The organism is Vibrio sp. T20, assembly GCF_007858795.1.
In the GTDB taxonomy this organism is placed as follows: Bacteria; Pseudomonadota; Gammaproteobacteria; order Enterobacterales; family Vibrionaceae; genus Vibrio; species Vibrio satsumensis.
In genome coordinates this window covers 1-26419 of the sequence record NZ_VFEB01000256.1, presented here as the reverse complement: position 1 = coordinate 26419, position 26419 = coordinate 1, and the positions used below count along the sequence as shown (strand labels likewise).

Annotated in this window: 28 protein-coding genes; 11 read left to right on the top strand and 17 right to left on the bottom strand. The window is 46.2% G+C overall.

From position 1 onward, the window contains the following. Positions 1-3: 3 nt before the first annotated feature. Both ilvM and ilvG read right to left on the bottom strand, forming a co-directional pair. Positions 4-288: an acetolactate synthase 2 small subunit gene (gene ilvM / locus FTW16_RS24145; RefSeq protein ID WP_017055442.1), complete on the bottom strand. Its 285-nt coding sequence runs from the start codon at positions 286-288 to the stop codon at positions 4-6. Position 289: 1 nt separating this feature from the next. Beyond that, positions 290-1936 carry an acetolactate synthase 2 catalytic subunit gene (gene ilvG, locus FTW16_RS24140; RefSeq protein WP_146492788.1) on the bottom strand — a complete coding sequence of 549 codons (1647 nt, stop codon included), beginning with the start codon at positions 1934-1936 and terminating at the stop codon, positions 290-292. Between the two features lie 472 nt (positions 1937-2408). Between ilvG and FTW16_RS24135 the strand changes: the two genes are divergently transcribed. After that, positions 2409-3932, top strand: a complete 1524-nt coding sequence (locus FTW16_RS24135; RefSeq protein WP_019825526.1) for a YifB family Mg chelatase-like AAA ATPase — start codon at positions 2409-2411, stop codon at positions 3930-3932. 64 nt (positions 3933-3996) lie between these two features. Here FTW16_RS24135 and FTW16_RS24130 read toward each other — a convergent pair whose 3' ends face one another. From FTW16_RS24130 to FTW16_RS24600, 6 genes are all read right to left on the bottom strand, one after another. Further along, the gene (locus FTW16_RS24130) at positions 3997-4950 is read right to left on the bottom strand and encodes a DUF2860 domain-containing protein (RefSeq protein WP_146492787.1); all 954 of its coding nucleotides are present in this window, start codon (positions 4948-4950) and stop codon (positions 3997-3999) included. 232 nt (positions 4951-5182) lie between these two features. Further along, positions 5183-5782 (bottom strand): thiol:disulfide interchange protein DsbA/DsbL, encoded by a 600-nt coding sequence (locus tag FTW16_RS24125; RefSeq protein WP_055318939.1) that lies wholly within the window; start codon positions 5780-5782, stop codon positions 5183-5185. 55 nt (positions 5783-5837) lie between these two features. Then, positions 5838-6824 (bottom strand): serine/threonine protein kinase, encoded by a 987-nt coding sequence (locus tag FTW16_RS24120; RefSeq protein ID WP_146492808.1) that lies wholly within the window; start codon positions 6822-6824, stop codon positions 5838-5840. A gap of 73 nt (positions 6825-6897) precedes the next feature. Next, the gene (gene ccoG / locus FTW16_RS24115) at positions 6898-8316 is read right to left on the bottom strand and encodes a cytochrome c oxidase accessory protein CcoG (RefSeq protein WP_146492786.1); all 1419 of its coding nucleotides are present in this window, start codon (positions 8314-8316) and stop codon (positions 6898-6900) included. Positions 8317-8643: 327 nt separating this feature from the next. Beyond that, complete coding sequence (locus tag FTW16_RS24110; protein WP_009848104.1) at positions 8644-8907, bottom strand: YihD family protein; 264 nt, start codon at positions 8905-8907, stop codon at positions 8644-8646. Positions 8908-9038: 131 nt separating this feature from the next. Next, positions 9039-9206 (bottom strand): hypothetical protein, encoded by a 168-nt coding sequence (locus tag FTW16_RS24600; protein ID WP_179946936.1) that lies wholly within the window; start codon positions 9204-9206, stop codon positions 9039-9041. Between the two features lie 283 nt (positions 9207-9489). On the opposite strand from FTW16_RS24600, the gene FTW16_RS24105 reads away from it, so the two are divergent. Together FTW16_RS24105 and trhA are read left to right on the top strand one after the other, a co-directional pair. Continuing rightward, positions 9490-10281 (top strand): sporulation protein, encoded by a 792-nt coding sequence (locus tag FTW16_RS24105; protein WP_146492785.1) that lies wholly within the window; start codon positions 9490-9492, stop codon positions 10279-10281. 156 nt (positions 10282-10437) lie between these two features. Beyond that, entirely contained in the window at positions 10438-11091 is a 654-nt protein-coding gene (trhA, locus tag FTW16_RS24100; protein WP_146492784.1) for a PAQR family membrane homeostasis protein TrhA, read from the top strand. On the opposite strand, the gene FTW16_RS24095 is transcribed toward trhA, so the two are convergent. The 6 genes from FTW16_RS24095 to def all read right to left on the bottom strand — a co-directional run bounded on the left by FTW16_RS24095 (position 11088) and on the right by def (position 17647). Further along, positions 11088-11693, bottom strand: a complete 606-nt coding sequence (locus FTW16_RS24095) for a DUF3157 family protein (RefSeq protein WP_146492783.1) — start codon at positions 11691-11693, stop codon at positions 11088-11090. The genes trhA and FTW16_RS24095 overlap by 4 nt on opposite strands. 26 nt (positions 11694-11719) lie before the next feature. Continuing rightward, complete coding sequence (locus FTW16_RS24090; protein WP_146492782.1) at positions 11720-13165, bottom strand: TrkH family potassium uptake protein; 1446 nt, start codon at positions 13163-13165, stop codon at positions 11720-11722. A gap of 80 nt (positions 13166-13245) precedes the next feature. Next, the gene (gene trkA / locus FTW16_RS24085; RefSeq protein ID WP_004735766.1) at positions 13246-14622 is read right to left on the bottom strand and encodes a Trk system potassium transporter TrkA; all 1377 of its coding nucleotides are present in this window, start codon (positions 14620-14622) and stop codon (positions 13246-13248) included. A gap of 110 nt (positions 14623-14732) precedes the next feature. Next, a complete protein-coding gene (rsmB, locus tag FTW16_RS24080) occupies positions 14733-16013 on the bottom strand; it encodes a 16S rRNA (cytosine(967)-C(5))-methyltransferase RsmB (protein WP_017099685.1) in 1281 nt (426 codons plus the stop codon). A 118-nt stretch (positions 16014-16131) separates the two neighbouring features. Further along, positions 16132-17097: a methionyl-tRNA formyltransferase gene (gene fmt, locus FTW16_RS24075; RefSeq protein WP_146492781.1), complete on the bottom strand. Its 966-nt coding sequence runs from the start codon at positions 17095-17097 to the stop codon at positions 16132-16134. A gap of 37 nt (positions 17098-17134) precedes the next feature. Then, positions 17135-17647 (bottom strand): peptide deformylase, encoded by a 513-nt coding sequence (def, locus tag FTW16_RS24070; protein WP_017058772.1) that lies wholly within the window; start codon positions 17645-17647, stop codon positions 17135-17137. Positions 17648-17787: 140 nt separating this feature from the next. Between def and FTW16_RS24065 the strand changes: the two genes are divergently transcribed. Genes FTW16_RS24065 through FTW16_RS24050 form a run of 4 tightly spaced genes read left to right on the top strand, consistent with a single transcriptional unit; the run spans position 17788 to position 21050 of the window. After that, on the top strand, positions 17788-18879 hold the full coding sequence (locus FTW16_RS24065; RefSeq protein ID WP_146492779.1) for a LysM peptidoglycan-binding domain-containing protein: 1092 nt from the start codon (positions 17788-17790) through the stop codon (positions 18877-18879). Beyond that, complete coding sequence (gene dprA / locus FTW16_RS24060) at positions 18876-19988, top strand: DNA-processing protein DprA (protein ID WP_146492778.1); 1113 nt, start codon at positions 18876-18878, stop codon at positions 19986-19988. The genes FTW16_RS24065 and dprA overlap by 4 nt, the downstream gene beginning before the upstream one ends. A gap of 3 nt (positions 19989-19991) precedes the next feature. Further along, positions 19992-20468 carry a DUF494 family protein gene (locus FTW16_RS24055; RefSeq protein ID WP_146492777.1) on the top strand — a complete coding sequence of 159 codons (477 nt, stop codon included), beginning with the start codon at positions 19992-19994 and terminating at the stop codon, positions 20466-20468. A 12-nt stretch (positions 20469-20480) separates the two neighbouring features. Continuing rightward, positions 20481-21050 (top strand): type I DNA topoisomerase, encoded by a 570-nt coding sequence (locus tag FTW16_RS24050; RefSeq protein WP_146492776.1) that lies wholly within the window; start codon positions 20481-20483, stop codon positions 21048-21050. Between the two features lie 90 nt (positions 21051-21140). Here FTW16_RS24050 and FTW16_RS24045 read toward each other — a convergent pair whose 3' ends face one another. Together FTW16_RS24045 and purE are read right to left on the bottom strand one after the other, a co-directional pair. Beyond that, positions 21141-22286: a 5-(carboxyamino)imidazole ribonucleotide synthase gene (locus tag FTW16_RS24045; protein ID WP_146492775.1), complete on the bottom strand. Its 1146-nt coding sequence runs from the start codon at positions 22284-22286 to the stop codon at positions 21141-21143. Positions 22287-22291: 5 nt separating this feature from the next. After that, positions 22292-22777: a 5-(carboxyamino)imidazole ribonucleotide mutase gene (gene purE, locus FTW16_RS24040; RefSeq protein ID WP_004735777.1), complete on the bottom strand. Its 486-nt coding sequence runs from the start codon at positions 22775-22777 to the stop codon at positions 22292-22294. 195 nt (positions 22778-22972) lie between these two features. Between purE and FTW16_RS24035 the strand changes: the two genes are divergently transcribed. The 4 genes from FTW16_RS24035 to FTW16_RS24020 all read left to right on the top strand — a co-directional run bounded on the left by FTW16_RS24035 (position 22973) and on the right by FTW16_RS24020 (position 25659). Next, positions 22973-23530 (top strand): L-threonylcarbamoyladenylate synthase, encoded by a 558-nt coding sequence (locus tag FTW16_RS24035; protein ID WP_146492774.1) that lies wholly within the window; start codon positions 22973-22975, stop codon positions 23528-23530. A gap of 19 nt (positions 23531-23549) precedes the next feature. Continuing rightward, the gene (hemF, locus tag FTW16_RS24030) at positions 23550-24467 is read left to right on the top strand and encodes an oxygen-dependent coproporphyrinogen oxidase (RefSeq protein ID WP_146492773.1); all 918 of its coding nucleotides are present in this window, start codon (positions 23550-23552) and stop codon (positions 24465-24467) included. 75 nt (positions 24468-24542) lie between these two features. Then, positions 24543-25373, top strand: coding sequence for a shikimate dehydrogenase (aroE, locus tag FTW16_RS24025; RefSeq protein WP_146492772.1), 831 nt, complete (start codon positions 24543-24545; stop codon positions 25371-25373). A 16-nt stretch (positions 25374-25389) separates the two neighbouring features. Further along, on the top strand, positions 25390-25659 hold the full coding sequence (locus FTW16_RS24020; RefSeq protein WP_146492771.1) for a DUF1488 domain-containing protein: 270 nt from the start codon (positions 25390-25392) through the stop codon (positions 25657-25659). Here FTW16_RS24020 and FTW16_RS24015 read toward each other — a convergent pair. Continuing rightward, the gene (locus tag FTW16_RS24015; protein ID WP_146492770.1) at positions 25656-26201 is read right to left on the bottom strand and encodes a gamma carbonic anhydrase family protein; all 546 of its coding nucleotides are present in this window, start codon (positions 26199-26201) and stop codon (positions 25656-25658) included. The genes FTW16_RS24020 and FTW16_RS24015 overlap by 4 nt on opposite strands. Between the last annotated feature and the right edge of the window lie 218 nt (positions 26202-26419).

Below are 26419 nucleotides of genomic sequence, written 5' to 3'. Positions count from 1 at the left end.
TCCTTATGCGTTTATCTTTTGTTGTAAGTTATTGTTTGGCAATTCATTACGACTGATAGAGATAACGTCAACGGTACGCACATCCCACAGCTTTTCGATTTGATTGACCAAGAAAGAGATCGGACGGTCACTGTCGACAATGATCTCAACACTCGCCACTTTGCTTTCGTGGTTTTGAGTGCCTGCGACTTGCTTAACAATAAAGCCACGGTGGCGGATAACACGAAGAACACGCTCTAGTAGTACAGGCTTATCATCGGCTTTGATGTCTAATAGGTATCTTTTCATGTTATGTGTTCTCCAACATCTCACTGTTTGAAGCACCTGGCGGTACTAGTGGCCATACGTTCTCTTCTTCATCGATAAGAACATGAAGTAGGTAAGCGGTTTTGCTCTCAAGCATCTCTTTCAATGCTGGTTCTACTTCTTCTTTACGCGTGATGGTTTTACCCGGGATATCGAAGGCTTTCGCTAGCATCACGAAGTCTGGGTTGTCATCTAGGATGGTTTCACTGTGGCGGCCATCGAAGAACAATGATTGCCATTGGCGAACCATACCCAAGCGAGAGTTATTTAGAAGCACCATCTTCACTGGGATTTGGCGGCGTTTCAGCGTGCCAAGTTCTTGCACGTTCATCATGAACGACCCATCACCAGAGATAAGTATAGATTGGTCATCAGGACGCCCAACCGACGCACCCATAGCGGCTGGTAAGCCAAAGCCCATGGTGCCTAAACCGGCAGAGGTGATGAAGTTCTGTGGATCGCGAGGTTGAATGTGTTGAGCTGCCCACATTTGGTGTTGGCCAACATCGGTCGAAACAATAGAGCTTGCTGGCATCATGTCTGACAGTTGCTTCAATAGTAGCGGAGCAAAGATCAGATCACCTGGGTGGTCGTAGCGCCATTTGAATGAGCTACGAAGTCCTTCTGAGTGGTGAACCCAAGATGAGATGTCTTGGCTTAGTTCCAACTGAGGCATAATCTTGTTGATGTCACCACGAATTGGCGCATTAGCAAGACGCAGTTTGCTGAACTCAGCGGCATCAATATCGATATGGATAACTTTCGCGTGTGGTGCAAAGGTATCAAGCTTACCGGTTACTCGGTCATCGAAACGAGCGCCAACAACAATCAGTAGGTCACTCTCTTGAACCACTAGGTTAGCGGCTTTGGTGCCGTGCATGCCCAACATGCCAAGGTAGTGTGGGTCGTCACGTTCGATAGTACCTAAGCCTTTCAATGTACTTACTGCAGGCATCGGGTTAAGGCGTAAGAACTCACGAACAGCATCGGTCGCTTTAGCGAGTTGAACACCACCACCTACGTATAAAACAGGGCGGGTAGCTTGAGACAAAAAGTACTGTGCCTGCTCAATAGCATCGGTTGTTGCAACAGGGATCGCTGGTGGAGTAAATTCTGGGAGAGTTTTAACAGGAGCTTCTGCTAGTTGAACATCTTTAGCAATATCGACGATAACTGGACCTGGGCGGCCAGACTTCGCTACTACAAAGGCTTCAGCTAGGGTTGGAGCCAATTCTTCAATGTCGGTAACTAGGTAACTGTGCTTGGTACATGACAGAGACATACCAATCACATCCATCTCTTGGAATGCATCGGTACCAATGTGGGAACTTGCAACCTGACCTGTGATAGCAACCAATGGGATTGAATCCATAAAGGCATCTGCAAGGCCAGTGACTAGGTTCGTTGCACCTGGTCCCGAGGTTGCCATACAAACAGCGACATCTTGTGTTGCACGAGCCATACCGATCGCGGCCATTGCAGCGCCTTGCTCATGACGACATAGGATATGCTCAACCCCGCCATCATAAAGTGCATCGTAGATTGGCATGATGGCACCGCCTGGGTAACCAAATACGGTCTCAATTCCTTGTTGCTTGAGTGCGGATACGACTAGTTCTGCGCCTTTCATCGGAATTCTCCCGTATTACCTTTATTTTGGTAACTGTTTCCTTTGTCTCTGCACATCTTGTGCTCCCATTCTTCCTGTAAATCGGCAAAGCCGAAAATGCTCAAAAATATAAAAATCGAATGTTTAAATTAGAAAAAACCCCCGGACTTGTCAGTGCGGGGGTTTTTTCTAATTCGTGGTTACTTTCTTCCCACTCGCCCCCGCGCAGTCTTAATAATGACTACGATAATCAGGTTAATCAGTGCGTAAATGCGAGCGTTAAAAATCATAATATTCGAGTTTTCTCGTTTATTGTCTTCAGTAAAAGTCTATATCTCTAGTGTTATCACACAAATCTGCCGCATGACAAGGAAAATGTCATTCTTTTTTCACATTAAAACACCATTCCATCAAGCTATATAACAACCTTATAGCTTTGGTGAGCAACGAATATCCAGAGCGAATACTTTTAAATCAAAGACAAAGGAAAGTTATGGGACTCGCGATAATTCATAGTCGAGCTAGTGTTGGTGTAGAGGCGCCAGAAGTGACTGTTGAGGTGCATATAAGCAATGGAATGCCTGGCTTTACGTTAGTGGGTCTACCTGAAACAACGGTTAAGGAATCTAAAGATCGAGTAAGAAGTGCGATCATCAATTCTCGCTTTGAATTTCCATCAAAAAGAATCACGGTCAACCTCGCTCCTGCCGATTTACCCAAAGAAGGAGGTCGTTTCGATTTGCCAATCGCGCTTGGGATTTTAGTGGCATCTGATCAGCTTCCGACATCAAAGATCGCACAGCATGAATTCATCGGTGAGTTGGCGCTGTCTGGAGAGCTGCGTTCAGTAAAGGGCGTGTTGCCTGCGACGTTAGCTGCCGATAGCGTCGAACGATGCTTAGTTGTTCCACACCATAACGGTGATCAGGCTGCGCTAGTGGGCAAGGGAGCCCATAAATCTGCGCAAACCTTGTTGGAGGTTTGTGCTGACATGTGTGGACAGACTCAGCTTGGCCTATATAGAACGGAACATCATCAGGCTGATGTTTCAGTGCTTCGCGACCTACAAGATATTATCGGCCAACAACAAGGCAAGCGAGCTCTGGAGATAGCAGCCGCTGGAAATCACAACTTACTTTTCCTTGGCCCTCCAGGAACTGGCAAGACTATGTTGGCGTCTCGTCTGCGTGATTTGTTACCTGAAATGAGTGATGACGAGGCGATGGAAACTGCATCGGTCGCTTCGTTAACGCAGCAAGAGATCAATCAGTACAACTGGAAGCAACGACCTTTTCGATCCCCTCACCATTCAAGCTCAATGGCGGCATTGGTGGGAGGAGGCTCAGTGCCTCGCCCCGGAGAGATCTCTTTGGCGCATAACGGCTTATTGTTCTTGGATGAGATGCCAGAGTTTGAGCGTAAGGTGCTCGATTCATTACGTGAGCCACTAGAGTCGGGCGAGATTATTATCTCCCGTGCAGCGGGCAAGACGCGTTTCCCTGCGCGCTTTCAGTTGGTCGGTGCACTCAACCCAAGTCCAACAGGTTACTACGAAGGTAATCAAGCGCGGGCTAACCCACAGATAATCTTGCGCTATCTCAACCGCTTATCTGGCCCCTTGCTAGATAGGTTCGATATGTCATTGGAGATACCTCTATTGCCCAAGGGAATGTTGGCCGAAGGAGGTGACCGAGGTGAAACCACCCAAGTCGTAAAGCACAGGGTCAAACAGGCTCGTCAAACCATGTTATCTCGCAACCATAAATCAAATGCTTTACTCGGCAGTCGAGAAATTGAGAAGTATTGCCCACTGCGACGTGAAGATGCGGAGTTTCTTGAGACAGCACTCCATCGATTGGGGCTGTCGATTCGTGCCTATCACCGAATCATTAAGGTAGCGCGAACCATTGCTGACCTTGACGGTAACGAGCAGATAGAAAAGAAACACCTATCGGAAGCGCTGGGCTATCGAGCGATGGACCGATTGTTGAAGCAACTCACGGCTCAAGCTGTGTAGTAGTAAATAGAAAGCCTGCTTGTGTGCAGGCTTTAGTTTGATAATTTATTGGCGCTGGCTGGAGTTAGAACTTGTAGTTCAGGCCGAGTGAGACGATGTATTGAGACTTATCATAGAAGGTAATGTTCGAGTCACTAGTACCGTAGCCTGCAAGAGAAACAAACGACCAGTTTTCCCAATCCATGAATTGATCATATTCATACGCGGCGAATAGATTGATGTTATCGTCACTGCGTTTCTTTTGGAAAGTAATGCTGCTCGCATCGTAAGAGCGTTGGTTGTAACCCGCCGTTAGTGCGTATTGATGACGTCCCATGCCGCCAAATAAGCTTACCTCACCGCCAAACTGTTCATAAGAGGCAGCTTTGCCATCCGCAGAACTTGATTGGTAGATCAGTGACGGTACTAACATCATGGTACGACTGATTGGCTGACGATATTGACCTTTCAGGTAGAAAGTATCGGCGTCGCGTTTTAGCGCGTCTTCAACTCGATCATCTTTCACATCTTTGGTGGCGTAGGCCATGTCTAAAGAGAAAGCAGAGCCAGCGATGCTCTCTAGTGTTAAACGAAAGGCATTACCCGTCTCGTCGGTTTTGCTGCGAGCTGACGTCGTGTTGTACGGATCGGCCCAAGTCTCGCCAGACATAATAGTTGGCAGAATCGAAGCATCGATGGTCATGCCTGACTCTAGTTGGTATTTATAACCAACCTCAAGCACAACAGTACCCGTCGCCACATCATCACGCGCGGTACCTGTGTAAACCTGATGGTTCAGCTTTTCACCAAAGGTGTAAGCAATGCTACCGAGAGGCGCAACTAAAAACGAGCTCTCAGACGAAGCTTTCTGGTTAGTCGACGAGATATTACTGTCAGCGTCGGTATTAAAATTTGAGGTTGAAGAAGTGACACCGGCGTTGATAGATATCTCACCACTGAAACCTGGCTCATCAGCAAGCTTGGCTAACGCGGGCGCAGCGGCAACGCTTAACGCTAATAACGTATATTTGATTTTCATTCAGAGGCTCCTTGCCCCAGTGATTGGTAGCAATAAATAGCTGTTAATAAAAGGTTATAGAAAACAACAGAATATAAAGGTTCACTTTATCGTACACCTTATAAAGGTTAATTGGATAAATGGGAAACCGAACAGCATCCCAAGATAGTGTCTCTTGCAAGAAGTCATTAAAAAGCGTCAGGTACAAAAAAGGAAGCCGAAGCTCCCTTATTTTGTATTTTTGATTGTTTTTTTACTTTTTCAGTAAGAAGTTAACCAATTCAAAGTACTCGTCTAGGCTGCTGATGCCTTGCGCTTCTACTAAGTAACGGTTGTTAACTACAACAGCAGGTACACCAGAAAGGCCGCTGTCTTTGAATGCTTTGTCGAAGCGACGAACCATCGAATCTACTGCAAAGCCGTTGTATGCCGCATCGAATTTCTTAGCATCAACACCTTCGTCTAGGAAGATTTGACGCAGTTCTGCTTCATCACGTGGTGGCTTGTTCATGGTGTGGATGCGATTAAACATCACTGGCACCATTTTGTCTTCAACTTTCAGTGCAATCATGGTCGCGTAAGCTTTGCTCATTGGCAGCCCCATGTTGCCACCCATGAATGAAACATGGTTCTTCTGTAGCTTAGCGTCTTTAGGTAGCTGTTGTTTTAGCTGCTGGATGATTGGCTCAAAGCTATTACAGTGTGGGCAGTAGAAAGAGAAGAACTCTGTCACCATTGGTTTTTTTGATGCTTCTAGATCGAGAACTTTGTAGTGTTCACCTTCGTTAAATTTCGCAGCGTGAGCTGAAAGGCTCAACATGATCAATGAGAAAAATGCGAATAGCTTTTTCATTTATCCAATCTCCATTATGTTTGAATTTTTATCTAGTTGTATGTTGCGATTGCGTTTACCACTGAGGCATTAACGAAAGTGGTGGCTCTTGCAGGGTAGCAATTTGCTCTTTACAAGCAAGTACTTGTTGCTCCCAATATTTCGGGTCATTAAACCATGGGAAGGCTAAAGGAAACGCCGGATCGTGCCATCGCTTCGCCAACCATGCCATGTAATGCACCATACGTAGACCGCGTAGCGGTTCGATTAGTTTCAGTTGTGCGGTATTAAAATCGCAAAACTCTTGATAACTCTCTAGCAGAATATCCAGTTGCATCAGCTTATCTTGGCGCTCGCCATTGAGCAGCATCCACAGATCTTGTATCGCAGGGCCGTTACGTGCGTCATCAAGATCGACGAACATTGGCCCATCGCGCCACAAAATATTGCCAGGGTGGCAGTCACCGTGCAGGCGGATATTCTCAATGTTGCTCGGCCACTGGCTCTCTAGCTCTTTTATCAGAAGGTCAACGTCATTGAAGAACGCGTTTTCTAGGTGCGTCGGGATAAACTGAGAATTCTCTAGAATCTTACGTGGCTGATAAAGGTATTCATCTAAGCTGATTGTCGGGCGATGTTGGAATGTTCTTCCCGCGCTGGCTTTATGAATACGACCAAGAAAACGGCCTACGCCTTCCAGTTGGTCTAGGTTATCCACTTCATACTGTCTGCCGCCGACACTTTCAAACAAGGCAAATAGGTAGCCTTGGTATTCATGTAAGGTTGCACCGTTGATTCGCATTGGAGGTGCAATTGGCATCTCTTGTTCGATAAGCTCGAGTGCGAAGTCATGCTCTTCTTGGATCTGTGCTTTGTTCCAGCGTTGCGGACGATAAAACTTAACGACGTAGCGCTTACGATCTTCATCGGTGAACTGATATACACGGTTTTCGTAACTGTTGAGAGCGAGAAGCCCGGATTCAGCGCGAACTCCGATGCTCTCCAGTGCGTACCACATGAAGTCAGGAGTCAGGTTATCAAAGTTAAAGGCTTGCATCGTCATAGAATAAAAAAGGCTCATTACTGAGCCTTTTTCCATTTATTGGGTTGTTATACCAAGCACTAAAGTGCAGGTATCAGAGCTTCTTGATAAAGCGGCTTTCGACTTCCATCGTAAACTCTTCATTATCCGAGAGTATAAACTGAATTGTCGAAACTGGTGAGCTCAGTTTTTCTGGGTCGGCGCCTAAACTGATAGGTAGGTTCAAAACCTCGCCTGGATCGACAGTAATCGTCTGTTTGCCATACCAGATCGAATCAGGCAGTCCGCTAACATCGAGTTTGTACTCTTGCTCTTGTTGAGTCTTGTTGATCACTTTCAAGGTGTAGGTGTTTTCGACAAGCCCTTGGCTATTGATTCTAAATAGTTGGTTTCTATCGCGCAGAACACTTAAGCCTGCAGGATCAACACTCGCGATTTGTGCGAAAAATAGCCCCAACATAACGATCAGTATTACGCCATAGCCCAAGAGCTTAGGACGCATGACCTTGGTTGAGTGCCCCTCAAGCCTATGTTCGGTGGTGTAGTTGATCAGACCTTTCTCATAACCCATTCGTTCCATGGTGTTGTCACAGGCATCAATACACGCGCCACAGTTAATGCATTCGTATTGTAGACCGTCACGGATATCGATACCCGTTGGGCACACTTGAACGCATAAATTACAGTCAATACAGTCGCCTAGACCAAGTTCTTTTGGATCGGCTTTACGAGAGCGAGGACCACGGCTTTCACCACGTTCTGTGTCGTAGCCTACGATGAAGGTGTCTTTATCGAACATTGCCGATTGGAAACGCGCGTAAGGACACATATGCAGACAAACAATTGAACGCATCCAACCTGCATTAGCATAGGTGCAGCCTGCAAAGAACAGTACCCAAAAAACCGGCCAGAACGATGAATTAAAGGTAAAGAAGCCAACCACTAACTCTTTGATTGGGATGAAGTAGCCAACAAAGGTTAAACCGGTCGCAATGGCAATTGCCCACCACGCAATGTGTTTGAGGGTTTTTCTGAGGATTAAATTGGTTGTCAGTTTGCCTGAGTCTTGTTTTCTTCGCTTATTGGCAGCCCCTTCTAGTTTCTCTTCGAACCAAATGTACATGAAGGTCCAGACGGTTTGCGGACATAAATAGCCACACCAGACACGGCCTAAGAAGGTGGTTATGAAGAATAAGCCAAACGCGGCAATCATAAATAGGATCGCGAGTAGGGTCAGATCTTGTGGGTATAAGGTGGTGCCAAAGAAGTTGAACTGTTGGCTGCCGATATCGAGTAAGATCGCTTGGCGTTCACCAAATGGAATCCATGGGATAAGCGCAAAAAGTAAAAGTAAGAACCAACCGCCATAGCGACGCAGTTGTTGGAATTTACCTTTGCTTTCTCGAACATAGATTCGGTTACTTGGGTTAAATCGATCTCCATTACCTTTATGTGTTTTCGGGTTAAAGGTTTTAGGAGTCACATCTTTGATATCGATTTTATCCTGACTCATGGACTATCCTTTTTGTGGCTTGTTTGCCCGGTTAAGTTGGGCATGACGACATTACTTGAAAGTATGGTTTAGAGAACCTGTTGAAATAGAGCTTGGTGCATTTGTTGTTATCGCACTCACTCTTATTATTTTAGAAGATTCTTATGGATGGCGATTATAGCGACAATCTTGTTCTCATTTCTTTAACGCTATCAACCTTTAACAACAAAAGTCATAACAGTTGTGACGAAAAAATAGCGAACAGAAACAAAAAAGCGACCGAGTGGTCGCTTTTTAAAATTGAGTGTTTTATCTATAACAGCAATTGAGTTCTAAACAAATCGGCGACTAAAGAAGGCCACGCGCTTTTAGAATTGCGGTTTTGAAATCATCTTCTTGGTCTTTTTTCAGACCCGGGATCATTTCATCTTTTTCGCTGTTACGCATTTTAAGATGGTAGATAAGAACATCGTCAGTCAGTTCTTCAAGTTTGCCTTGGTAGCCTGCTTCTTTTGATAGCTTAATGATGAACTCTAATAGGTTAAGCTCTTGATCTTTTTGCCACTCAGGCTCCATCAGTTCAAGCAGTTCTTCAATGCGGTGACACTTCATACTTTACTTCTCCACAAATTTTATAATGATTTGTGGTTAAGGTATCAAATCGGATAGGGAATACCAATGTGTAAACACATTTCAAGGCGGGTTTGGGCAAGAAAAAAGCGCAGTAAAAACTGCGCTTTTTGTTAAGCGGCTCTAATCACTTTTGTTGTAGTTGGTGCTAATAAAGCAGTCTTCTCAACTAGAGTCATTGTAGGAGCCAATTTCTTAGCCGTTGGAGCAGCAGCAAAGCCACTACGACGACGCATCGCACTACGGTTGGTGTGCGAGAACCTGACAGCTGTTGGGCGCATTAATTTACCTAACGGTCAGGCATATCCATTGCCAATCTAATGGCCTGATTTACCATGAGCTCTACCTCAATTGCTTGAAGCGTCACTCGTCTGGCTTTCGCCAATCCTAAGAATAAATCAGGATAATGACATGCATGCATATCAAGGCTTAGATTATCACTATCTAAGTTATCGATCGACGTCTGAGTGATAATTAAACGATATTAGAGCTAAAATAGTGTGAGCAGTATATTTGAGTTTGAACCTCTTTCAGGCTTAAGATGATGCTTTAAAGGAGGTGCATATGTCGTTCTTAAAGAAAACGTTAGCAAGTTTTGGTATTGGGTCGGCCAAGGTCGATTCTGTGTTGCAACAGGAAGTGCTGTATCCAGGGCAGAAGGCGAGCATTATTGTGCATGTGTATGGTGGCGCTCAGCCACAGGAGATCGACAATATCGATCTTAATCTGTGTTGTCGTTACGTAAAAGAAGTCACCATGAACTCACAAAGGCAAGAGGGCGGTCAAACACGCCGTATGCACCAGACCTATTCATTAGCAAAATGGAGTCTGCCGTATGCCTTTGTTATTCAGCCGGGTGAAACCCGTGATTTTGAATGTGAGTTTGATGTCCCGCTGAATACACCGGTCACGATTGGTGACTCAAAGGTGTGGCTTGAAACCGGGCTGGACATTGCGATGGCGATTGATCCATCGGATAAAGATATCTTAACGGTTCGTCCTGATGCACTCCTCGATGGTATTTTTAACGAACTTGAAGCCCAAGGCCTGCGCATTCGCCAAGTGGAATGTGAAGCGGTAGAAGGCTTTGAACTGCCGTTCGTTCAAGAGTTTGAGTTTGTCCCGACGACGGGTCCTTATCATGGCCGCTGGCGTGAGCTTGAGGTTGTTGCCCATCGTGATAAAACTGAGCTGAAGTTGTGGTTTGAGATAGACCGTAATCGCGACGGTGCCAAAGGCATGTTGGCGAGTTTATTGGGAGTGGGCCAGCTACAGCGTCAATTGAGTGTGCCATTGGATACCTCACCGGAAGAAGCCGGCAAGATGGTGCTTGAGTATCTAGATAGCGCCTCTTAGTCAGCTCTTTGGTTCTTTAGCTTTAGAGAGCCTAGCCTCATCACACAGTTTAGGCGTTATTAATACCATAAAAGATGTCATAAAAACTTAAGCTTACACGTGTAAGCTTAATGTGTAATACTAGGTCAATTGAACATATACTCTAGTAGGATACTCATGTCTGCATCATCAGTCAGCGAATACAGCGACATCGAAGAACGCGCTAATGCGATAACCCATGGCTTGGGCGTCGTGCTTGGCGTGGTTGGTCTGATCTTGTTGCTGGTTCGCGCGTTTGATTACCAAGCCGACATGTTGACTGTTGCTAGTATGGCAATCTATGGCAGCAGCATTATCCTGCTCTTTCTTGCTTCCACGCTCTATCACTCGATCACCACAGAGAAGACCAAGCGTTTATTGAAAACCCTCGATCACTGTGCGATTTATTTACTGATCGCAGGTAGCTACACCCCGTTTTTATTGGTTGGTTTAAGAACCCCACTGGCGATGGGCTTGATGGCGGTTATTTGGGGAATTGCGCTGGTCGGTATCACCATGAAGATTGCCTTCGTCTACCGATTTAAGCGCTTATCGCTGTTCATTTATTTAGCTATGGGCTGGCTGTCGTTGATTGTGGTGTATCAACTGGCTATGAATATCGATATAGGCGGCTTGGTGTTATTGGCGCTCGGTGGCGTGATCTACTCGTTGGGTGTTATTTTCTATGTGACAAAACGCATCCCTTACAACCACGCCATCTGGCACTTGTTTGTTTTGGCGGGCTGCGCTTGCCATTTCTTCGCTATTTATTTGTACGTGACTCCGGTTTAGCGAGCCAGTACCTCAGTAATCTCAGCTTTAATCTGATATTCAGGGTGTTGTTCTAGGTCAAGTTTGATTAGTTTGCCTTCTTCACCCGTCTTTGGTCGTAGGTATGTGTCGGCCATTCGTTTGATTGACTTCCACACTGCAACTTCTTCTTCTGCCAACAACTCACCTTCTGCAGTAAATACGCTGATGTTAAGTGATACCAAAATGACAGCTTGAGTGCCTTGGTTGGTGATAGCTGTCGGAATGATAAGCTCACCATCTTCATAGCGACTTGCACCCAGTACAACATCCACTCCTGATTGAGATAGCTGTAAGCTTGGCTTCTTGCTATCAACAACAATCGTAGTACCACGCACATTCGTCGCGATTGGGACAGCTACAACCGGCGCTGCTGCAACAGGCGCTGCTGAAACAGGCACTGCAATCTCTGATGTTATCGCTGCTGCTTCCGTTTGCTTTGGTGCCACGTATTGCCAAGTAAAATCATCTTTGAGTAACACTTGTTTGCCATCTGGCAGTGTGACCATTTGCTCAGCAAAGGCAGAACTTACGAATACTGAGTTTGCGAGCAATGCGCTTGCGATAAGTAGGTATGATTTCATCTCTGTTTCCTTAAATATTCGTGCAATTAGCGTCGCCAGAAGGCTGGGAAGAATAGAACGATCAGCGTCAGTATCTCGAGTCTTCCCATCAACATACCTAAACTTAATAACCATTTAGCGGCGTCGGGCAGTGGAGCAAAGTTACCTGTTGGGCCGATCACGCTACCCATGCCTGGACCCACGTTAGCTACGGCTGTGATAGCGCCTGAGATGCTTGTTATTGGGTCTAACCCCATCGCACTCAAACCACCAGCAATTAAGATAATCGTAATAAAGAACATCAAACCAAATGCGACCAGTGAACGCACAATGTCGTCATTTACTGGTCGTTGGTTATAGCGTTGAACAAAGACACCCGACGGGTGAATCAGCTTCATCATTTGTTTATGAAGCATGGTCATCGCGATCTGGAAACGGAAGATTTTGATACCGCCAGAGGTTGAACCTGAGCAAGCGCCCGCCATCATTAGAAACGCAAATAAAGTGGTTGGTAGTGCGCCCCACGCGGTGAAGTCTTCTAAGCCAAAACCGGTTGTGGTGACCACGGATACGATATTGAACATCGAAACACGCATCGCATCCATGACTGTGTAGCCATCTCTAACCACCAACCATGTCGATATTACGGCACTGGTGACCAAGAATAGATACGTGAACCCTTTCACTTGCGCATCTTTGTAGAGGATTGAGAGCTTTCTACCACGCAGTGCGCTAACGAACAATAGGAAAGGCAGGCCGCCAAGGAACATGAACAGCGTTCCCACCCAGTGAGCACTGTTAGAGAAGTGGTTCATCGAGCCATCGGATGTTGAGTATCCCCCCGTCGACAGTGTTGTGAAGGCGTGATTGATCGCGTCAAAGATGCCCATGCCTGCAAACAGGTAGCTAATAATGCACAAGCCAGTCAGAACCAGATAAACCGCCACGATGTTCTTCGCGACCGTTTTCGCTCGTGGGCTGCTTTTATCTGACCAATCGGATGATTCGGTTTGGAACAGGCGCATACCACCGACGTTGAGCATTGGCAGAACCGCTACCGCCATAACGATAAAGCCGATGCCACCTAACCATTGCAGTATTGAACGCCACAACAGGATGCTTGGTGCCATGCTGTCTAAGCCGCTTAATACGGTTGAGCCTGTTGTGGTGATACCAGACATGGTTTCAAAATAGGCGTCAGTGAAGCTGATGTGGTTGATGAAGACAAACGGTAATGCAGCAAAGGCACTGGCAATCGTCCAGACCAGAGAGGTGATCAGGAACATGTCCCGCACCCCAAGTCGGAACTTAGCGGAGCGGCCTAAACTCAAGCAGATAAACGCCACTATGTGCGTGATCACTACCGACTGACCAAACTCGAGGAAGCCACCGGTGCCTGTGAAAAAGGCAACCAATGTAGGGATGTACATGAAAAGGGCGAGTTTTGATAACACTAACCCTATCACTAATAATATCGGACGAAAGTTGACCATAGCTTAATAGACCATCGCTTTGAGCCGGAGCGTCGTTCTCACAAGAAGAAAGCTGCGAGAAGAAGCTTACGAGAACAAGGCTATAAGAAGAACGGGCTCGGTTGGAATAGAGACTCAACATCAGGTACGTATTTCTTGTCCACTAGGAACATCACTACGTGGTCATCTTGTTCGATTACGGTTCTATCGTGCGCGATAAGAACTTCTTCTCCGCGAACAATCGCACCAATAGTGGTACCCGGTGGCAGTTTGATGTCGCCAATCGCTCGGCCAACAACCTTAGAGGTGGTTTCGTCACCGTGAGCAATCGCTTCGATCGCCTCTGCAGCCCCACGGCGTAGAGATGATACGTTTACAATATCAGCACGACGAACGTGGGTAAGCAGCGCAGAAATGGTCGCTTGCTGTGGCGAGATAGCAATATCAATCACACCACCCTGAACAAGGTCGACATAAGCACCACGCTGAATCAGTACCATTACCTTCTTGGCGCCCATTCGCTTCGCCAGCATTGCTGACATGATGTTGGTTTCATCTTCATTGGTTAGAGCGATGAACACATCAACTTGATCGATGTTCTCTTCGGTCAGCAGTTCTTGGTCGGCAGCATCACCACAGAATACGATGGTGTTTTCTAATTCTTCAGATAGCTTCTCAGCGCGAGTGTAGCTGCGCTCGATAAGCTTGATGCTGTAGCTCTGCTCTAGGCGCTTTGCCAAGCTTGCACCAATGTTACCACCGCCAACAATCATGATGCGTCGGTACGGTTTCTCGAGGCGTTGTAGTTCACTCATTACTGAGCGGATGTGGTTACTTGCTGCCACAAAGAAAACCTCATCATCGGCTTCAATGATGGTGGTGCCTTGCGGGCGAATAGGGCGACCTTGACGGAAAATCGCGGCAACACGAGTATCAATGTGCGGCATATGCTCACGCAAAGCAGACAGTGCGTTACCAACCAGTGGGCCACCGTAGTAAGCTTTTACTGCTACTAGGCTAACCTTCTGTTCAGCAAAACTCACAACCTGCAGTGCACCTGGGTATTGAATCAGGCGCTCGATGTAGCTGGTTACCAGTTCTTCGGGTGCAATCAGGTGATCGACTGGGATAGCACCTGATTTGAAGAGTGCTTCTTTCTCTTCTAGGTATTGAGGAGAACGAATACGGGCAATTCGGTTTGGCGTATTAAACAGAGAGAAGGCAACCTGACATGCGGCCATGTTGGTTTCATCCATGTTGGTTACGGCAACCAACATGTCGGCATCTTGCGCGCCCGCTTCACGTAGTGTGTTCGGGTGGCTGGCATAACCGTTTACAACCCTAAGGTCGTATTTGTCCTGAAGTTCACGAAGTCGGTCGGCATTACGGTCGACGATCGTGATGTCATTGTTTTCACCCACTAGGTTTTCAGCAAGGGTACCGCCAACTTGTCCAGCACCTAGAATAATGATCTTCATAGCCTTTCTCTTATTTTTTGCCGTTGTAATTCTAGTGATCTCATTTTGGTTTGATAATGCACTAGAAAGAAACAGCGGCTAAGAAATAAATTCTTAGCCGCTGTTAGTTGTTATGCCTGTTTTACTAGAACTGCGTAGTAGAAGCCATCCATATCTTCTTCACCAGGCAGTATTTGACGACCCGGTTTTTCGATATCAGACCCAACCAGCGTTGCGTTCTCGGTACGCTCTAAGAATGCTTTCACTTGCAGCACGTTTTCTTGTGGCGTGATAGAGCATGTCGCATAAACCATGGTGCCGCCTTCTTTTAGCTGGCGCCACATTGCATCCAAAATCTCACTTTGCAGCTCTGCTAGTGCATCAATATCAGAGGCACGGCGTAGCCACTTAATGTCAGGGTGACGGCGGATTACACCGGTCGCTGAACATGGAGCATCAAGTAGGATGCGATCGAACTGACTGCCAGTCCACCACTCTTCAGGGTAGCGAGCATCACCACAGATTACGTCGGCACGTAGTTGTAGGCGTTCAAGGTTATCGTAAACGCGGTCTAGGCGTTTAATATCACTGTCGATTGCAACCACTTCAGTGTCTTGAGTATGTTCAAGAATGTGTGCAGTTTTACCGCCAGGAGCAGCACAGCAATCAAGGATTAGCTCACCATCTTTTGGTGTTAGGTAATCAACAGAAAGTTGAGCTGCAGCGTCTTGTACTGATACCCAGCCTCGGTCGAAACCAGGAAGCAAAGTAACATCACAAGGTGACGCTAATTTTATGGCATCAGCCGCTTCAGGGTGCAGTGTGTATTCAATGTTTTCGTTTTTAAGCAGTTCAACATACTCGTCACGCGTGTGGTGTTGGCGGTTTACGCGCAGCCACATTGGTGCCTTGCTGTTGTTTGCTTCAACCAATTGCTCCCACTGATCTGGGTAGCTTTCTTGAAGCATTTTTAGGATCCAGCTTGGATGGCTGTATTTGCCCGCATTGTGGCTAACGGCTTTCTCATCTAGCTCTTCTTGATCGCGTAGGTAGCTGCGAAGCACTGCGTTGATCAAACCACTCAGGCTTGGGCCGCGTAGTGTTTTGGTTGCTTCAACTGTTTCAGCAACGGCAGCATGCGAAGGAATGCGCATAAAGCTCAACTGGTAAATGCCTACTAAGATCAGGTGGTGGAATACGCGCTTTTTACCTTTAAGCGAGTTTTCCATCAGTTCGTTAGCGATTGACTCTAAGCGAGGCAGGTAACGAAGTGCGCCGTAGCAAATCTCTTGCAGTAGAGCATGGTCTCGCGGACGGATCGTTTTTTGAGCCGCAGGGAGAGCGTGTGAAAGAGAGTGGCCTTTATCGACAACTTGGAATAGGACATTTGCAGCAGCAGCGCGAACATTCATGTGGGGTACCGAATATTTATTGAATACATGAGGGCATCTCTGCCCTCGTAAAGGTTTTCTAAACAGTGTTTTTACAAGCTACTCGTTTTTAAGTGCATATTGAGTAGCTTTAAAGCGGTTAAGAAAGTTGAGTACCAACTTCAAACCAGCTTGCACGTGAGTTCAAGATGTCCTGAACTGACATGGCTTTTTTGCCTGGAACTTGTAGCTGTTCCAATACTAGTACTTTGTCGCCAGTCGCAACATAAATACCAGTCTTATCTGCTTTGATGATTGAGCCAGCTGGCGCAGATGTCGATTCTTCATCAACACGTGTCTGCCAAACTTTAATGCTTTTTTCATCATTAGAGCTGCTATCAACAATCGCAAAGTGGCTCATTGGCCATGGGTTGAAAGCGCGCACACAACGTTCGATGTGTTCTGCACTGTCATTCCAATCAATTTTAGCTTCTTCTTTGCTCAGCTTCTTCGCGTAGTTAGCAAGTTCGTCGTCTTGCTTCTCAGCGACAGCCTTACCAGAAGCGATGTCTGCTAAACACTCAACAAGAGCATCAGGACCAAGACCAGCTAACTTTTCGTACATTGACGCACTGGTATCTGTAGATTCGATTGGTAGTGTTGCGATGCTGAGCATATCACCGGTATCTAGGCCGATATCCATCTGCATGATCGTCACGCCAGTCTCTTTATCGCCCGCCCAGATAGAGCGTTGGATAGGAGCAGCACCACGCCAGCGCGGCAGGATAGAGCCATGCACGTTGATACAACCTAAGCGAGGCGTATCTAAAACCACTTGTGGAAGCAATAAGCCGTACGCTACAACCACCATGATGTCAGCATTCAAACCCGCTAGCTCTTGCTTAGCTTCATCTGACTTGAAGTTTTCAGGTTGGTAAACCGGAATATTGTTTTCAAGTGCGATGTTTTTTACTGGGCTCGCAGTCAGTTTTTTACCGCGGCCTGCTGGACGATCTGGCTGTGTGTAAACAGCAATAACTTCATGCTCCGAAGACAACAACGCCGCCAAGTGACGGGCGGCGAAATCCGGAGTACCTGCGAAGACAATTCTTAAAGACTGACTCAAGGTAGGCTTCCTTCTAATTTAGTAATAGCAGCGGTGATTAACCTTGTTTCTCGTTGAAACGTTTAATCTTCGCTAGCTTATCTTGGATACGTTTACGCTTTAATGGCGATAGGTAATCAACAAACAACTTGCCTTCTAGGTGGTCAAGTTCGTGCTGAACACAGATAGCCAGAAGGTCATCAGCGTCGAATGTGAATTCGTTGCCGTCACGGTCTAATGCTTTAACCGTTACTTCTGCAGCGCGAGGTACTAGAGCTCGAGCGCCAGGTACAGATAGACAGCCTTCTTCGATACCATCTTCGCCGCGCTTTTCAGTGATTTCAGGGTTGATCAGAACCATAGGCTCATCACGCGTCTCTGAAATATCGATAACAACGATGCGCTGGTGGAAATCTACTTGCGTTGCCGCAAGGCCGATACCTTCTTCGTCGTACATGGTTTCAATCATGTCATCAACGAACTTTTGAATCTCTGGGGTAACTTCTTTTACCGGTTTCGCCACGGTACGTAGACGATCATCTGGTAATGTTAATACTTGTAATACAGACATATACACTCGAAATATTGAACTGTGCCGAAACAGCTTAAACCTTGTTGGCTCAATTCTAGACATTTTAGAGGCCAAATGACAGCATCCTGAAGGTAATTCTCCAATCAGATGTCATATATTCAGACCAAGGAACCTAGGTCATGCGTCATTTATTCCCGGTTTTATCTCTTGTTTGTGCCTCGATTTCGTTCGCCGCTACGGCGGAAAATAGTGAACAACCTTTAACCATTAAACAGGGCGCACCCGAGGCGTATGTGGTGGTTAAGGGGGATACTTTGTGGGATATATCCGCGATGTACCTCGATAGCCCATGGTTGTGGCCAAGGTTATGGCAGGTGAATCCAGAGATTGAAAACCCTCATCTTATTTACCCCGGAGATAAACTGTCTTTGGTTTGGATTAATGGCGAGCCTGTATTGAGCCTTAAGCCTGTTATCAAGCTGAGCCCTAAGATTCGTGTCTCTGAGAAGAAAGCAGTACCTACCGTCAATGAGGGGCTAGTTTTGCCGTATTTACAGTCTGATCGCTTGGTAGAGCAGCAAGATATCGAATCGGCGCAACGGGTATTAGGAACCAGTGATGGAAAGAGATTCTTATCGGGTGCAGACCGGTTATTTATCTCAGGTAACCAGCAGCATCAAAAATGGGGTATCTACCGCGCCGTTGAAACTTACCAACGGCAGCAACCCCAAGCGACTATTACCTCGTTGCGCTTGGTTGCCACTGCGCGCTTAAAAGAAGTGGATGCTGAGTTCAGCAGCTTGCAGATAGACACTCAATTGCAAGAGGTATTGCTTAACGACCTTGTGCTCCCTGAACTTGGTGTTGTTCAGGTTAACCTCTCTACCACGTTTTATCCTGCACCTAGTGCGGCGGGTCAGTTTGCTAATATCTTGGGCTCATTAGATGGCAGCCAATACAGCGTGAAGAATCAGGTGATAGTGATCAACAAAGGCTCACAGGATAATCTTCGTCAGGGTTCTATGTTTACTCTCAGCGAAAGCGGTGCGGTGGTGTTTGGTAAGCAAGGTGAATACAGCTATAAAGAGTCGGCGGCGAGCGATAAGGTGCAATTGCCAAGTACCTCGCTGGGTAGCTTGATGGTTATTCGTCCCTATCAATATTTTAGCCTCGCGTTGATTACTCAGAGCTCTAAGCCTGTTAGTAATGATATTCTGGCGGTATCGCCTTTGGACCTTGCTTTGACGGAAGAGATTAAGGGTACCGAGTGAATGAGCAACAACTGAGTGCTTGGTTAACTCTAAGTTTTGTTCCGCAATTGGGTGGCAAACGCCTTTCTCGCCTGCTGAGTATCGATTCCCCTTCGAACATTGTTGGCTACTCAAGTCAGCAGCTGCAAGCGATGGGTTTGTCAGCTAAGCAAATATCCTATCTAAGAGAGCAAGCCCCAAGAGAAGTGGAGGCTTGCTTATCATGGCAAGCAAAACAGCCTAACCATCACATTATTACCCCGAATTGCTCATATTATCCCAAACTGCTCAATGAGATTGCCTCTGCGCCCAGTGTTCTTTTCGTTAAAGGTCACGTCGAAAAGCTGATTGAACCTCAAATCGCTATGGTCGGCAGTCGCAATGCCAGTCTTGAAGGGCTGCAGACAGCGAAGTCCTTCGCCAAAGAGTTTGTCCAAAACGGTTTGATTATCACCAGTGGCTTAGCTTTAGGTATCGATGGCTATGCTCATGATGGTGCTCTGGATAAAGGAGGGGAAACTTTTGCAGTGTTGGGTTCTGGCTTGGACTCCATTTATCCTGCCCGCCACCGAAATCTAGCGGAGAGGATCTGTGAGAATGGCGCGCTGATTTCAGAGTTTCGCCCAAGTGCTAAACCGAGACCTGAACATTTCCCCCGTCGTAACCGTATTATAAGTGGCTTGTCTTTGGGAACTCTCGTTGTTGAAGCGGCAGAAAAGAGTGGTTCTTTGATTACGGCTCGTTATGCGATGGAGCAAGGTCGAGAAGTGTTTGCGCTTCCCGGTTCTATTCATAGCCCAACCAGCCGAGGAGGTAACAGTCTCATCAAAGCTGGAGCATGTTTAGTGCAAAATGCTCAAGATGTTCTGATTGAAATAAAGAGTCTGTTAAACTGGTCTATAGAGCAGCAGCCGAGCTTATTCGAACCTACGCAGAATAAGGGTGAAAATGAACAATTGCCATTTCCACAGCTGTTAGCTAACGTAGGATTAGAGGCGACACCCGTTGATATTTTGGCACAGAGAACCCATATACCTGTGCATGAAGTCATGATGCAGCTTTTAGAGCTTGAGCTCTCAGGGCATGTTGTTGCAGTTTCCGGTGGCTATATTCGAAAGGGGAGAGGCTAAGCTATGATGATGGACATACTGATGTACTTGTTTGAAACCTACATCCATAGCGATTCTGAATTGCAGGTGGATCAAGACGAGCTGGAAGATGAGCTTCTTCGAGCAGGGTTTCACCAAGACGATATTTATAAGGCCCTCCATTGGTTAGAAGATCTTGCGGCACTGCAAGATACCGACAACCAAGCGGCGATTACTATGTGCTCCAATACCTCGATGCGTGTTTATACCAGTCGAGAGATTTCACGTATTAATATGGAGTGTCGAGGTTTCCTACTATTCCTAGAGCAGATCAACGTGCTCACGACAGAGATTCGTGAAATGGTGATTGATCGTGTAATGGGGCTTGAGACCAACGAATTTGAATTGGATGATCTGAAATGGATTATCTTAATGGTGCTATTCAATGTACCGGGTAATGAAAGAGCTTACACGCAAATGGAAGAGCTGTTGTACACCAAAGAGCAAGGTATCTTGCATTAATACAGGCTTGTCATGAGTAGTAAGATTGATAATCAGCTTTTTTCAGCACATGAACATGCGTTAGAGCATGAACCTTGTCCACAGTGTGGTGGGGAGCTTCAGCTTCGCCATGGTAAGCACGGCCCATTTTTAGGCTGTAAGCAGTATCCGAGCTGTGATTACATCAAGCCTCTTCATCAAAATGATGGTCATGTGGTGAAAGAGCTGGGCGTACCGTGCCCTAAATGCCAAAACGAGTTGGTATTAAGGCAAGGTCGCTTTGGGATGTTCATTGGTTGTAGTAGCTACCCAACGTGTAATCACATCGAATCTTTAGATCAACCGAAAGAACAACCTGAAGAGCAGCCACTTGTTGCCTGTCCTGAGTGTGGCCGAGGTCATCTGGTTGAGCGTAAATCTCGCTATGGCAAAATCTTTTATGCTTGTGATAACTACCCTAAGTGTAAGTTCGCCGTTAATCAGCCACCAGTTATAGGTCGTTGTGAAGAGTGCCAGTTCCCGTTGTTACTTGAGAAGAAAACAGCTCACGGGATGAAAAAGCAATGTGCGGACCGCAAGTGTCATCACATTCAATCTCAGTAGTGATGCTAATTGCAGTAAGTGAATGACCAGAAATAAAAAAACGGCGCTCAATGAGCGCCGTTTCTATATCCAATAAACGTTCTATATTCATCAAGCAATGTAGACTGACTTCATCTGCTCAGCAAATTCATGCACAGCAGGGTAGGCTTGCTTATCGAGAATGTCTGCCAGTGAGCATAACGCTCTTTGCAGCTCTGCGTTGTAGTCAGCGCTCACGTTAATGTGGCCCATCTTACGACCTGCACGCTTCTCTTTACCATACCAATGAACATGGCAACCACTTTGAGCAAGAATTGCTTCAGGTAGGGTATCTTCACCAAGGATGTTGATCATTGCAGTCGGGCGAATCAGTTTGGTGTTGCCTAGTGGCATACCACACACGGCACGTAGATGGTTCTCAAACTGACAAGTCTCTGCGCCTTGCTGTGTCCAGTGGCCAGAGTTATGAACACGTGGTGCAATCTCGTTAACCAGCAGTGAACCTTTAACATCAAAGAACTCAAGTGCTAGCACGCCAACGTAATCTAAACGCTCAGCAATGGCAGTGAACATGGCTTTAGCTTGCTCTTGCAGTTCAATGTCATCAATCGCTGTCGATAAGCTCAACACGCCATCGGTGTGAACATTTTCAGCCAGTGGGTACACTTGAATCTCACCATTGGCGCCACGAGCACCCACCAGTGATACTTCGCGATCAAACGGAACGAACTCTTCAGCCACAATTGCTTGGTTGTCTGTTGCGGCGATGCACTCAGCCATTTCTGCCCAAGTCGCGTCAACATTGTCTAATGTCTTTAAGCGCCATTGACCTTTGCCATCGTAGCCGCCAAGTGTGCTCTTCAATACCATTGGTAAGCCAACGTGAGCGATCGCAGCGTCAAAGTCTTCGCGAGAGTTAATCTCGTAGTACTTAGCGTTTTTCACGTTTGCTTCGTCTAACAGGGCTTTTTCAAGACGACGGTCACCGCCAGCTTTGATTGCTTCTGTTGTCGGTAAGAACTTACCGCTGCGCTCACATACCTCAAGTACATCGTGAGGGATGTGTTCGAACTCTGCAGTAATGACGTCCGCACGCTCAATCGCATTTTCTAAGCCGTTGCCTAGAATCGCTTGCGTTAATGGGTGAACAATATTTTTGCTGCCAACATCAAAAGCAGAAATTTCAATATTCAGCGGTGCCCCAGCTAGGGACATCATGCGAGCAAGTTGGCCCGCGCCTAACACAAGAACATGCATGGGAATTAGTCCTCTGCAGGGTTTGGATTAGCCAGAACAGTTTCTGTTTGCTCAGAGCGGAACGCTTCTACTTTCGCCATCACTTCTTCATTGTGTGTACCAATGATTTGAGCGGCTAGGATGCCAGCGTTAGCAGCACCAGCTTCACCGATAGCCAGAGTACCTACCGCGATACCTTTTGGCATCTGTACGATAGAAAGTAGCGAGTCCATGCCTTTCAGTGCTTTAGACTGAACAGGAACACCAAGTACAGGGACGCTTGTGAAAGCAGCCGCCATGCCTGGTAGGTGTGCAGCGCCGCCAGCACCCGCAATAATCACTTTAATACCGCGCTCTTTCGCACTGGTTGCGTAGTCTGCAAGCAACTGAGGTGTGCGGTGAGCAGAAACCACTTTTGTTTCGTACGCCACGCCAAACTGATCCAACATTTCTGCAGCTAGCTTCATTGTTGGCCAATCAGATTTAGAACCCATGATAATACCGACAGTCATCTCAAACTCCTTCAGGTACGATTTAATTAGTGATTAGATATTTTGCGCGCATTATACGGGTAAAATTGCTTAAGGAAAACGTTTGCGTCGGTCTAAGTTGTTAATTGATACATTTTATAAACAAATAGCTTTAGTCACAGTGAATGATAATTTGTACACTTAGCGAGTTTGATAACTGAATTAACGAGGCAACCCGTGGATAACTTTCAACATACATTGCAGGCATTACAGCAAGGTGAAGTCATTGCTTACCCTACCGAAGGCGTTTTTGGGGTCGGTTGTGATCCCGATAATCCACAAGCCATCAAGAAGTTGCTCGATTTAAAACAGCGACCGATGGAGAAAGGGTTGATCCTAATTGCTGCTAGTTATGAGCAGTTGTTGCCTTATATTGATGAAAGCCAGTTGACGGAAGCGCAGTTAGCGACCGTAAAAGCAACGTGGCCTGGCCCTGTTACTTGGATCATGCCAACCAGCAGCAAAGTGACTGACTGGGTCAGCGGCCAATTTGATTCCATTGCAGTACGAGTGACGGATCACCCTTTAGTTCAAAGAATGTGTAATGAATTCGGTAAGCCGTTAACCTCGACCAGTGCTAACCTGACAGGTGAACCGCCTTGTATGACGACTGAAGAAGTTCAACAGCAACTGGGTCAACATTTGGTGGCTATTTTAGAAGGTCAAACGGGTGGTCGTGACAAGCCAAGCGAAATTAGAGATGCAAAAACGTCGAAAATATTAAGACAGGGTTAAACCCTGCAGAGGAAGAAAGATGTCAGCAATTGATAAAGAAGCAGTAAAACAGTTTTTACTGAGCCTACAAGATTCGATTTGCCAACAGCTTGAACAAGCTGATGGTAGCGCACTATTTAAAGAAGATGCATGGGAACGCGAACCTGGCGATCGCCTTGGTGGCGGTGGTCGAACTCGTGTTATGACCAACGGTACGGTATTTGAGCAAGGTGGGGTTAACTTCTCTCACGTAGCGGGTAATGCAATGCCTGCCTCAGCCACTGCTCATCGCCCTGAATTAGCCGGGCGTAAGTTTGAGGCGATGGGTGTCTCATTAGTTATCCATCCTAAAAACCCTTATATCCCAACCTCACACGCGAACGTTCGATTCTTCATTGCGGAAAAAGAAGGGGAAGACCCGATTTGGTGGTTTGGTGGTGGTTTTGACTTAACGCCATTTTATCCTTTCGACGAAGACTGCCAGTCTTGGCATCAAACAGCCAAAGATCTTTGTGCGCCGTTTGGTGATGATGTTTATCAAGAGCATAAAGAGTGGTGTGATAAGTATTTCTATCTGCCTCACCGAGATGAAACACGCGGTGTGGGTGGTCTGTTCTTTGATGATCTTAACGAGTGGGGCTTTGAAAAGAGCTTTGCTTATATGCAGGCGGTCGGTGAAGGCTTTGCAGTCGCATATCTACCGATTGTAGAACGACGCAAAGATACGTCTTACGGTGAGCGCGAGCGTGACTTCCAACTTTATCGTCGTGGTCGCTATGTTGAATTTAACTTAGTGTATGACCGTGGCACCCTATTTGGCCTGCAAAGTGGCGGGCGTACAGAATCAATATTGATGTCTATGCCACCGTTGGCTCGTTGGGAATATCGCTATGAACCACAAGCGGGCTCACCAGAAGCTCTGCTTTATAGCGACTACCTAAAACCTCGAGTTTGGTAGTTCTTTCTTCCTTATAGGGATAGTGATAGGGTCATCTATATAGATGACCCTTTTTTATTTCTGTTAGGTAAGGATATGACACAGCAAGTAGATCGTTATGCCGTTTTCGGTAACCCTATTGGGCAAAGCAAATCGCCATTCATTCACACATTATTTGCTCGCCAAACCAGCCAACAACTTACCTATACAGCATTACAGCCAGAGCATGGTGAATTTATCACTGCTGCCAAAGCCTTTTTCAGTGAAGGTGGTCGAGGATGTAATGTCACAGCGCCTTTTAAAGAAGATGCCTATCAGTTTGCCAATCGCCTAACTGAGAGGGCTGAACTAGCTGGTGCCGTAAATACCCTTAAGAAGTTAGATGACGGAGAGATTATTGGTGATAACACCGATGGTGAGGGTTTAGTTCAAGACCTTCTTCAACATCAAGTTATGCTAGAAGGGGCTCGCGTTCTTCTGCTTGGCGCTGGTGGTGCTGCTCGAGGTGTTATTCAACCTCTTCTCGACCAAAAGCCACATCAGTTGGTGATAGCTAACCGAACCAGTTCAAAGGCAGAACTATTGGCTGAGATGTTTTCTTCATATGGAAACATCAAAGGAATGGGGCTAAGTGATGTTAATGAGGGCTTTGATGTCATTATTAATTCGACCTCATCTGGTCTAAGCGGACAACTTCCGGAAGTTTCTGATGTTATTTTCAATTCGAATAGTTCCGTTTATGACATGGTTTACGGATCTGGAACGACGGTATTCAATCTGTGGGCGTTAGATAATGGTGTTCACGCTGTTTATGATGGTTTGGGGATGCTAGTGGGACAGGCAGCAGAGAGCTTTATGCTTTGGCGTGGCCTTCGTCCGGGAACAAAACAGATTTTAAGAGAATTACGTAAAAACCTAGAGATGTAATGGGGTATTTATAAAAATGAATCAATCAATTCTATTTCCTGATATCCAAGATTGGGATGAAGAGAGCCGAACAATCACCTTCCCAGCACAACAGTCGGGTGCATTGATCGAATGTGTCATGTCTATTGAAGAATTATCACGATTGGCAGGTAGATATATAAAAGAAGGCGATCAAGCTTTAGTTATCTTTTCAGGGTTACGTTTCGATATTGAAGAGTTAGCGGAAGAGTTAATAGAAGAAGAGGAGTATGACTCCTCTAATCGGATTCAGATCAAAGTGTTTTAGACTGGCAACACAGAGTCTAGATAGTCGTTTTTATTCTGAACATAGTTGTCAGCTGACTTCTGTAAAAAGGCACGCTCTTTATCATTTAATGGGCGTGCTTGTTTTACTGGGCTTCCTACATAGAGATAACCGCTTTCCAGTACCTTATTAGGCGGCACCAAGCTACCAGCACCAATCATCACTTCTTCTTTAATAATTACACCATCAAGCACGATAGCTCCCATACCAACAAGTACACGATCTTCAATGGTGCAACCATGCAGCATTACTTTATGGCCGATGGTGACATCATTACCTATTAATAGAGGGTAACCTTCAGGGTTTTCTGCATTCTTATGGGTGACGTGCAAAACGCTTCCGTCTTGAATATTCGTTCTCTTTCCAATATGGATGTGGTTTACATCTCCTCGAGCAGCAACCAAAGGCCACACGCTAGAGTCGTTACCGATTTTGATATCACCAACCAGTACCGAACTTGTATCTATATAGACACCTTGTCCAATCTGAGGGGATACTCCTTTATAACTGCGTATTGAACTCATAAGTCCTCCTTTATATAGGCACCTTAAGCCCTTAATTAAGGGGAATACTAGTGAAAATGGGGCGTTTTGAACAAAAAACGCTCGAACAATCAAAAAAGTAAGAAAAACTTCAAAAAGGGCTTGCCAGTGTGATCGAAATCTCTATAATGCGACCTCGTTGAAACGGGAAGGCTTCGTAAGAAACCAAAACGAATCAACAGGTCAAATTAGCCAAGCTA

Coding starts and splice junctions, on each gene's coding strand:
- FTW16_RS24125 (WP_055318939.1), bottom strand. CDS start 5,782: ATGAAAAAGCTATTCGCATTTTTCTCATTGATCATGTTGAGCCTTTCA.
- FTW16_RS24120 (WP_146492808.1), bottom strand. CDS start 6,824: ATGACGATGCAAGCCTTTAACTTTGATAACCTGACTCCTGACTTCATG.
- aroE (WP_146492772.1), top strand. CDS start 24,543: ATGACACAGCAAGTAGATCGTTATGCCGTTTTCGGTAACCCTATTGGG.
- trhA (WP_146492784.1), top strand. CDS start 10,438: ATGTCTGCATCATCAGTCAGCGAATACAGCGACATCGAAGAACGCGCT.
- rsmB (WP_017099685.1), bottom strand. CDS start 16,013: ATGAATGTTCGCGCTGCTGCTGCAAATGTCCTATTCCAAGTTGTCGAT.
- FTW16_RS24045 (WP_146492775.1), bottom strand. CDS start 22,286: ATGCATGTTCTTGTGTTAGGCGCGGGCCAACTTGCTCGCATGATGTCC.
- FTW16_RS24095 (WP_146492783.1), bottom strand. CDS start 11,693: ATGAAATCATACCTACTTATCGCAAGCGCATTGCTCGCAAACTCAGTA.
- ilvG (WP_146492788.1), bottom strand. CDS start 1,936: ATGAAAGGCGCAGAACTAGTCGTATCCGCACTCAAGCAACAAGGAATT.
- FTW16_RS24105 (WP_146492785.1), top strand. CDS start 9,490: ATGTCGTTCTTAAAGAAAACGTTAGCAAGTTTTGGTATTGGGTCGGCC.
- FTW16_RS24130 (WP_146492787.1), bottom strand. CDS start 4,950: ATGAAAATCAAATATACGTTATTAGCGTTAAGCGTTGCCGCTGCGCCC.
- FTW16_RS24055 (WP_146492777.1), top strand. CDS start 19,992: ATGATGATGGACATACTGATGTACTTGTTTGAAACCTACATCCATAGC.
- FTW16_RS24600 (WP_179946936.1), bottom strand. CDS start 9,206: ATGCGCCCAACAGCTGTCAGGTTCTCGCACACCAACCGTAGTGCGATG.
- FTW16_RS24135 (WP_019825526.1), top strand. CDS start 2,409: ATGGGACTCGCGATAATTCATAGTCGAGCTAGTGTTGGTGTAGAGGCG.
- def (WP_017058772.1), bottom strand. CDS start 17,647: ATGTCTGTATTACAAGTATTAACATTACCAGATGATCGTCTACGTACC.
- FTW16_RS24015 (WP_146492770.1), bottom strand. CDS start 26,201: ATGAGTTCAATACGCAGTTATAAAGGAGTATCCCCTCAGATTGGACAA.
- ilvM (WP_017055442.1), bottom strand. CDS start 288: ATGAAAAGATACCTATTAGACATCAAAGCCGATGATAAGCCTGTACTA.
- FTW16_RS24065 (WP_146492779.1), top strand. CDS start 17,788: ATGCGTCATTTATTCCCGGTTTTATCTCTTGTTTGTGCCTCGATTTCG.
- ccoG (WP_146492786.1), bottom strand. CDS start 8,316: ATGAGTCAGGATAAAATCGATATCAAAGATGTGACTCCTAAAACCTTT.
- FTW16_RS24090 (WP_146492782.1), bottom strand. CDS start 13,165: ATGGTCAACTTTCGTCCGATATTATTAGTGATAGGGTTAGTGTTATCA.
- FTW16_RS24050 (WP_146492776.1), top strand. CDS start 20,481: ATGAGTAGTAAGATTGATAATCAGCTTTTTTCAGCACATGAACATGCG.
- FTW16_RS24020 (WP_146492771.1), top strand. CDS start 25,390: ATGAATCAATCAATTCTATTTCCTGATATCCAAGATTGGGATGAAGAG.
- purE (WP_004735777.1), bottom strand. CDS start 22,777: ATGACTGTCGGTATTATCATGGGTTCTAAATCTGATTGGCCAACAATG.
- trkA (WP_004735766.1), bottom strand. CDS start 14,622: ATGAAGATCATTATTCTAGGTGCTGGACAAGTTGGCGGTACCCTTGCT.
- FTW16_RS24110 (WP_009848104.1), bottom strand. CDS start 8,907: ATGAAGTGTCACCGCATTGAAGAACTGCTTGAACTGATGGAGCCTGAG.
- hemF (WP_146492773.1), top strand. CDS start 23,550: ATGTCAGCAATTGATAAAGAAGCAGTAAAACAGTTTTTACTGAGCCTA.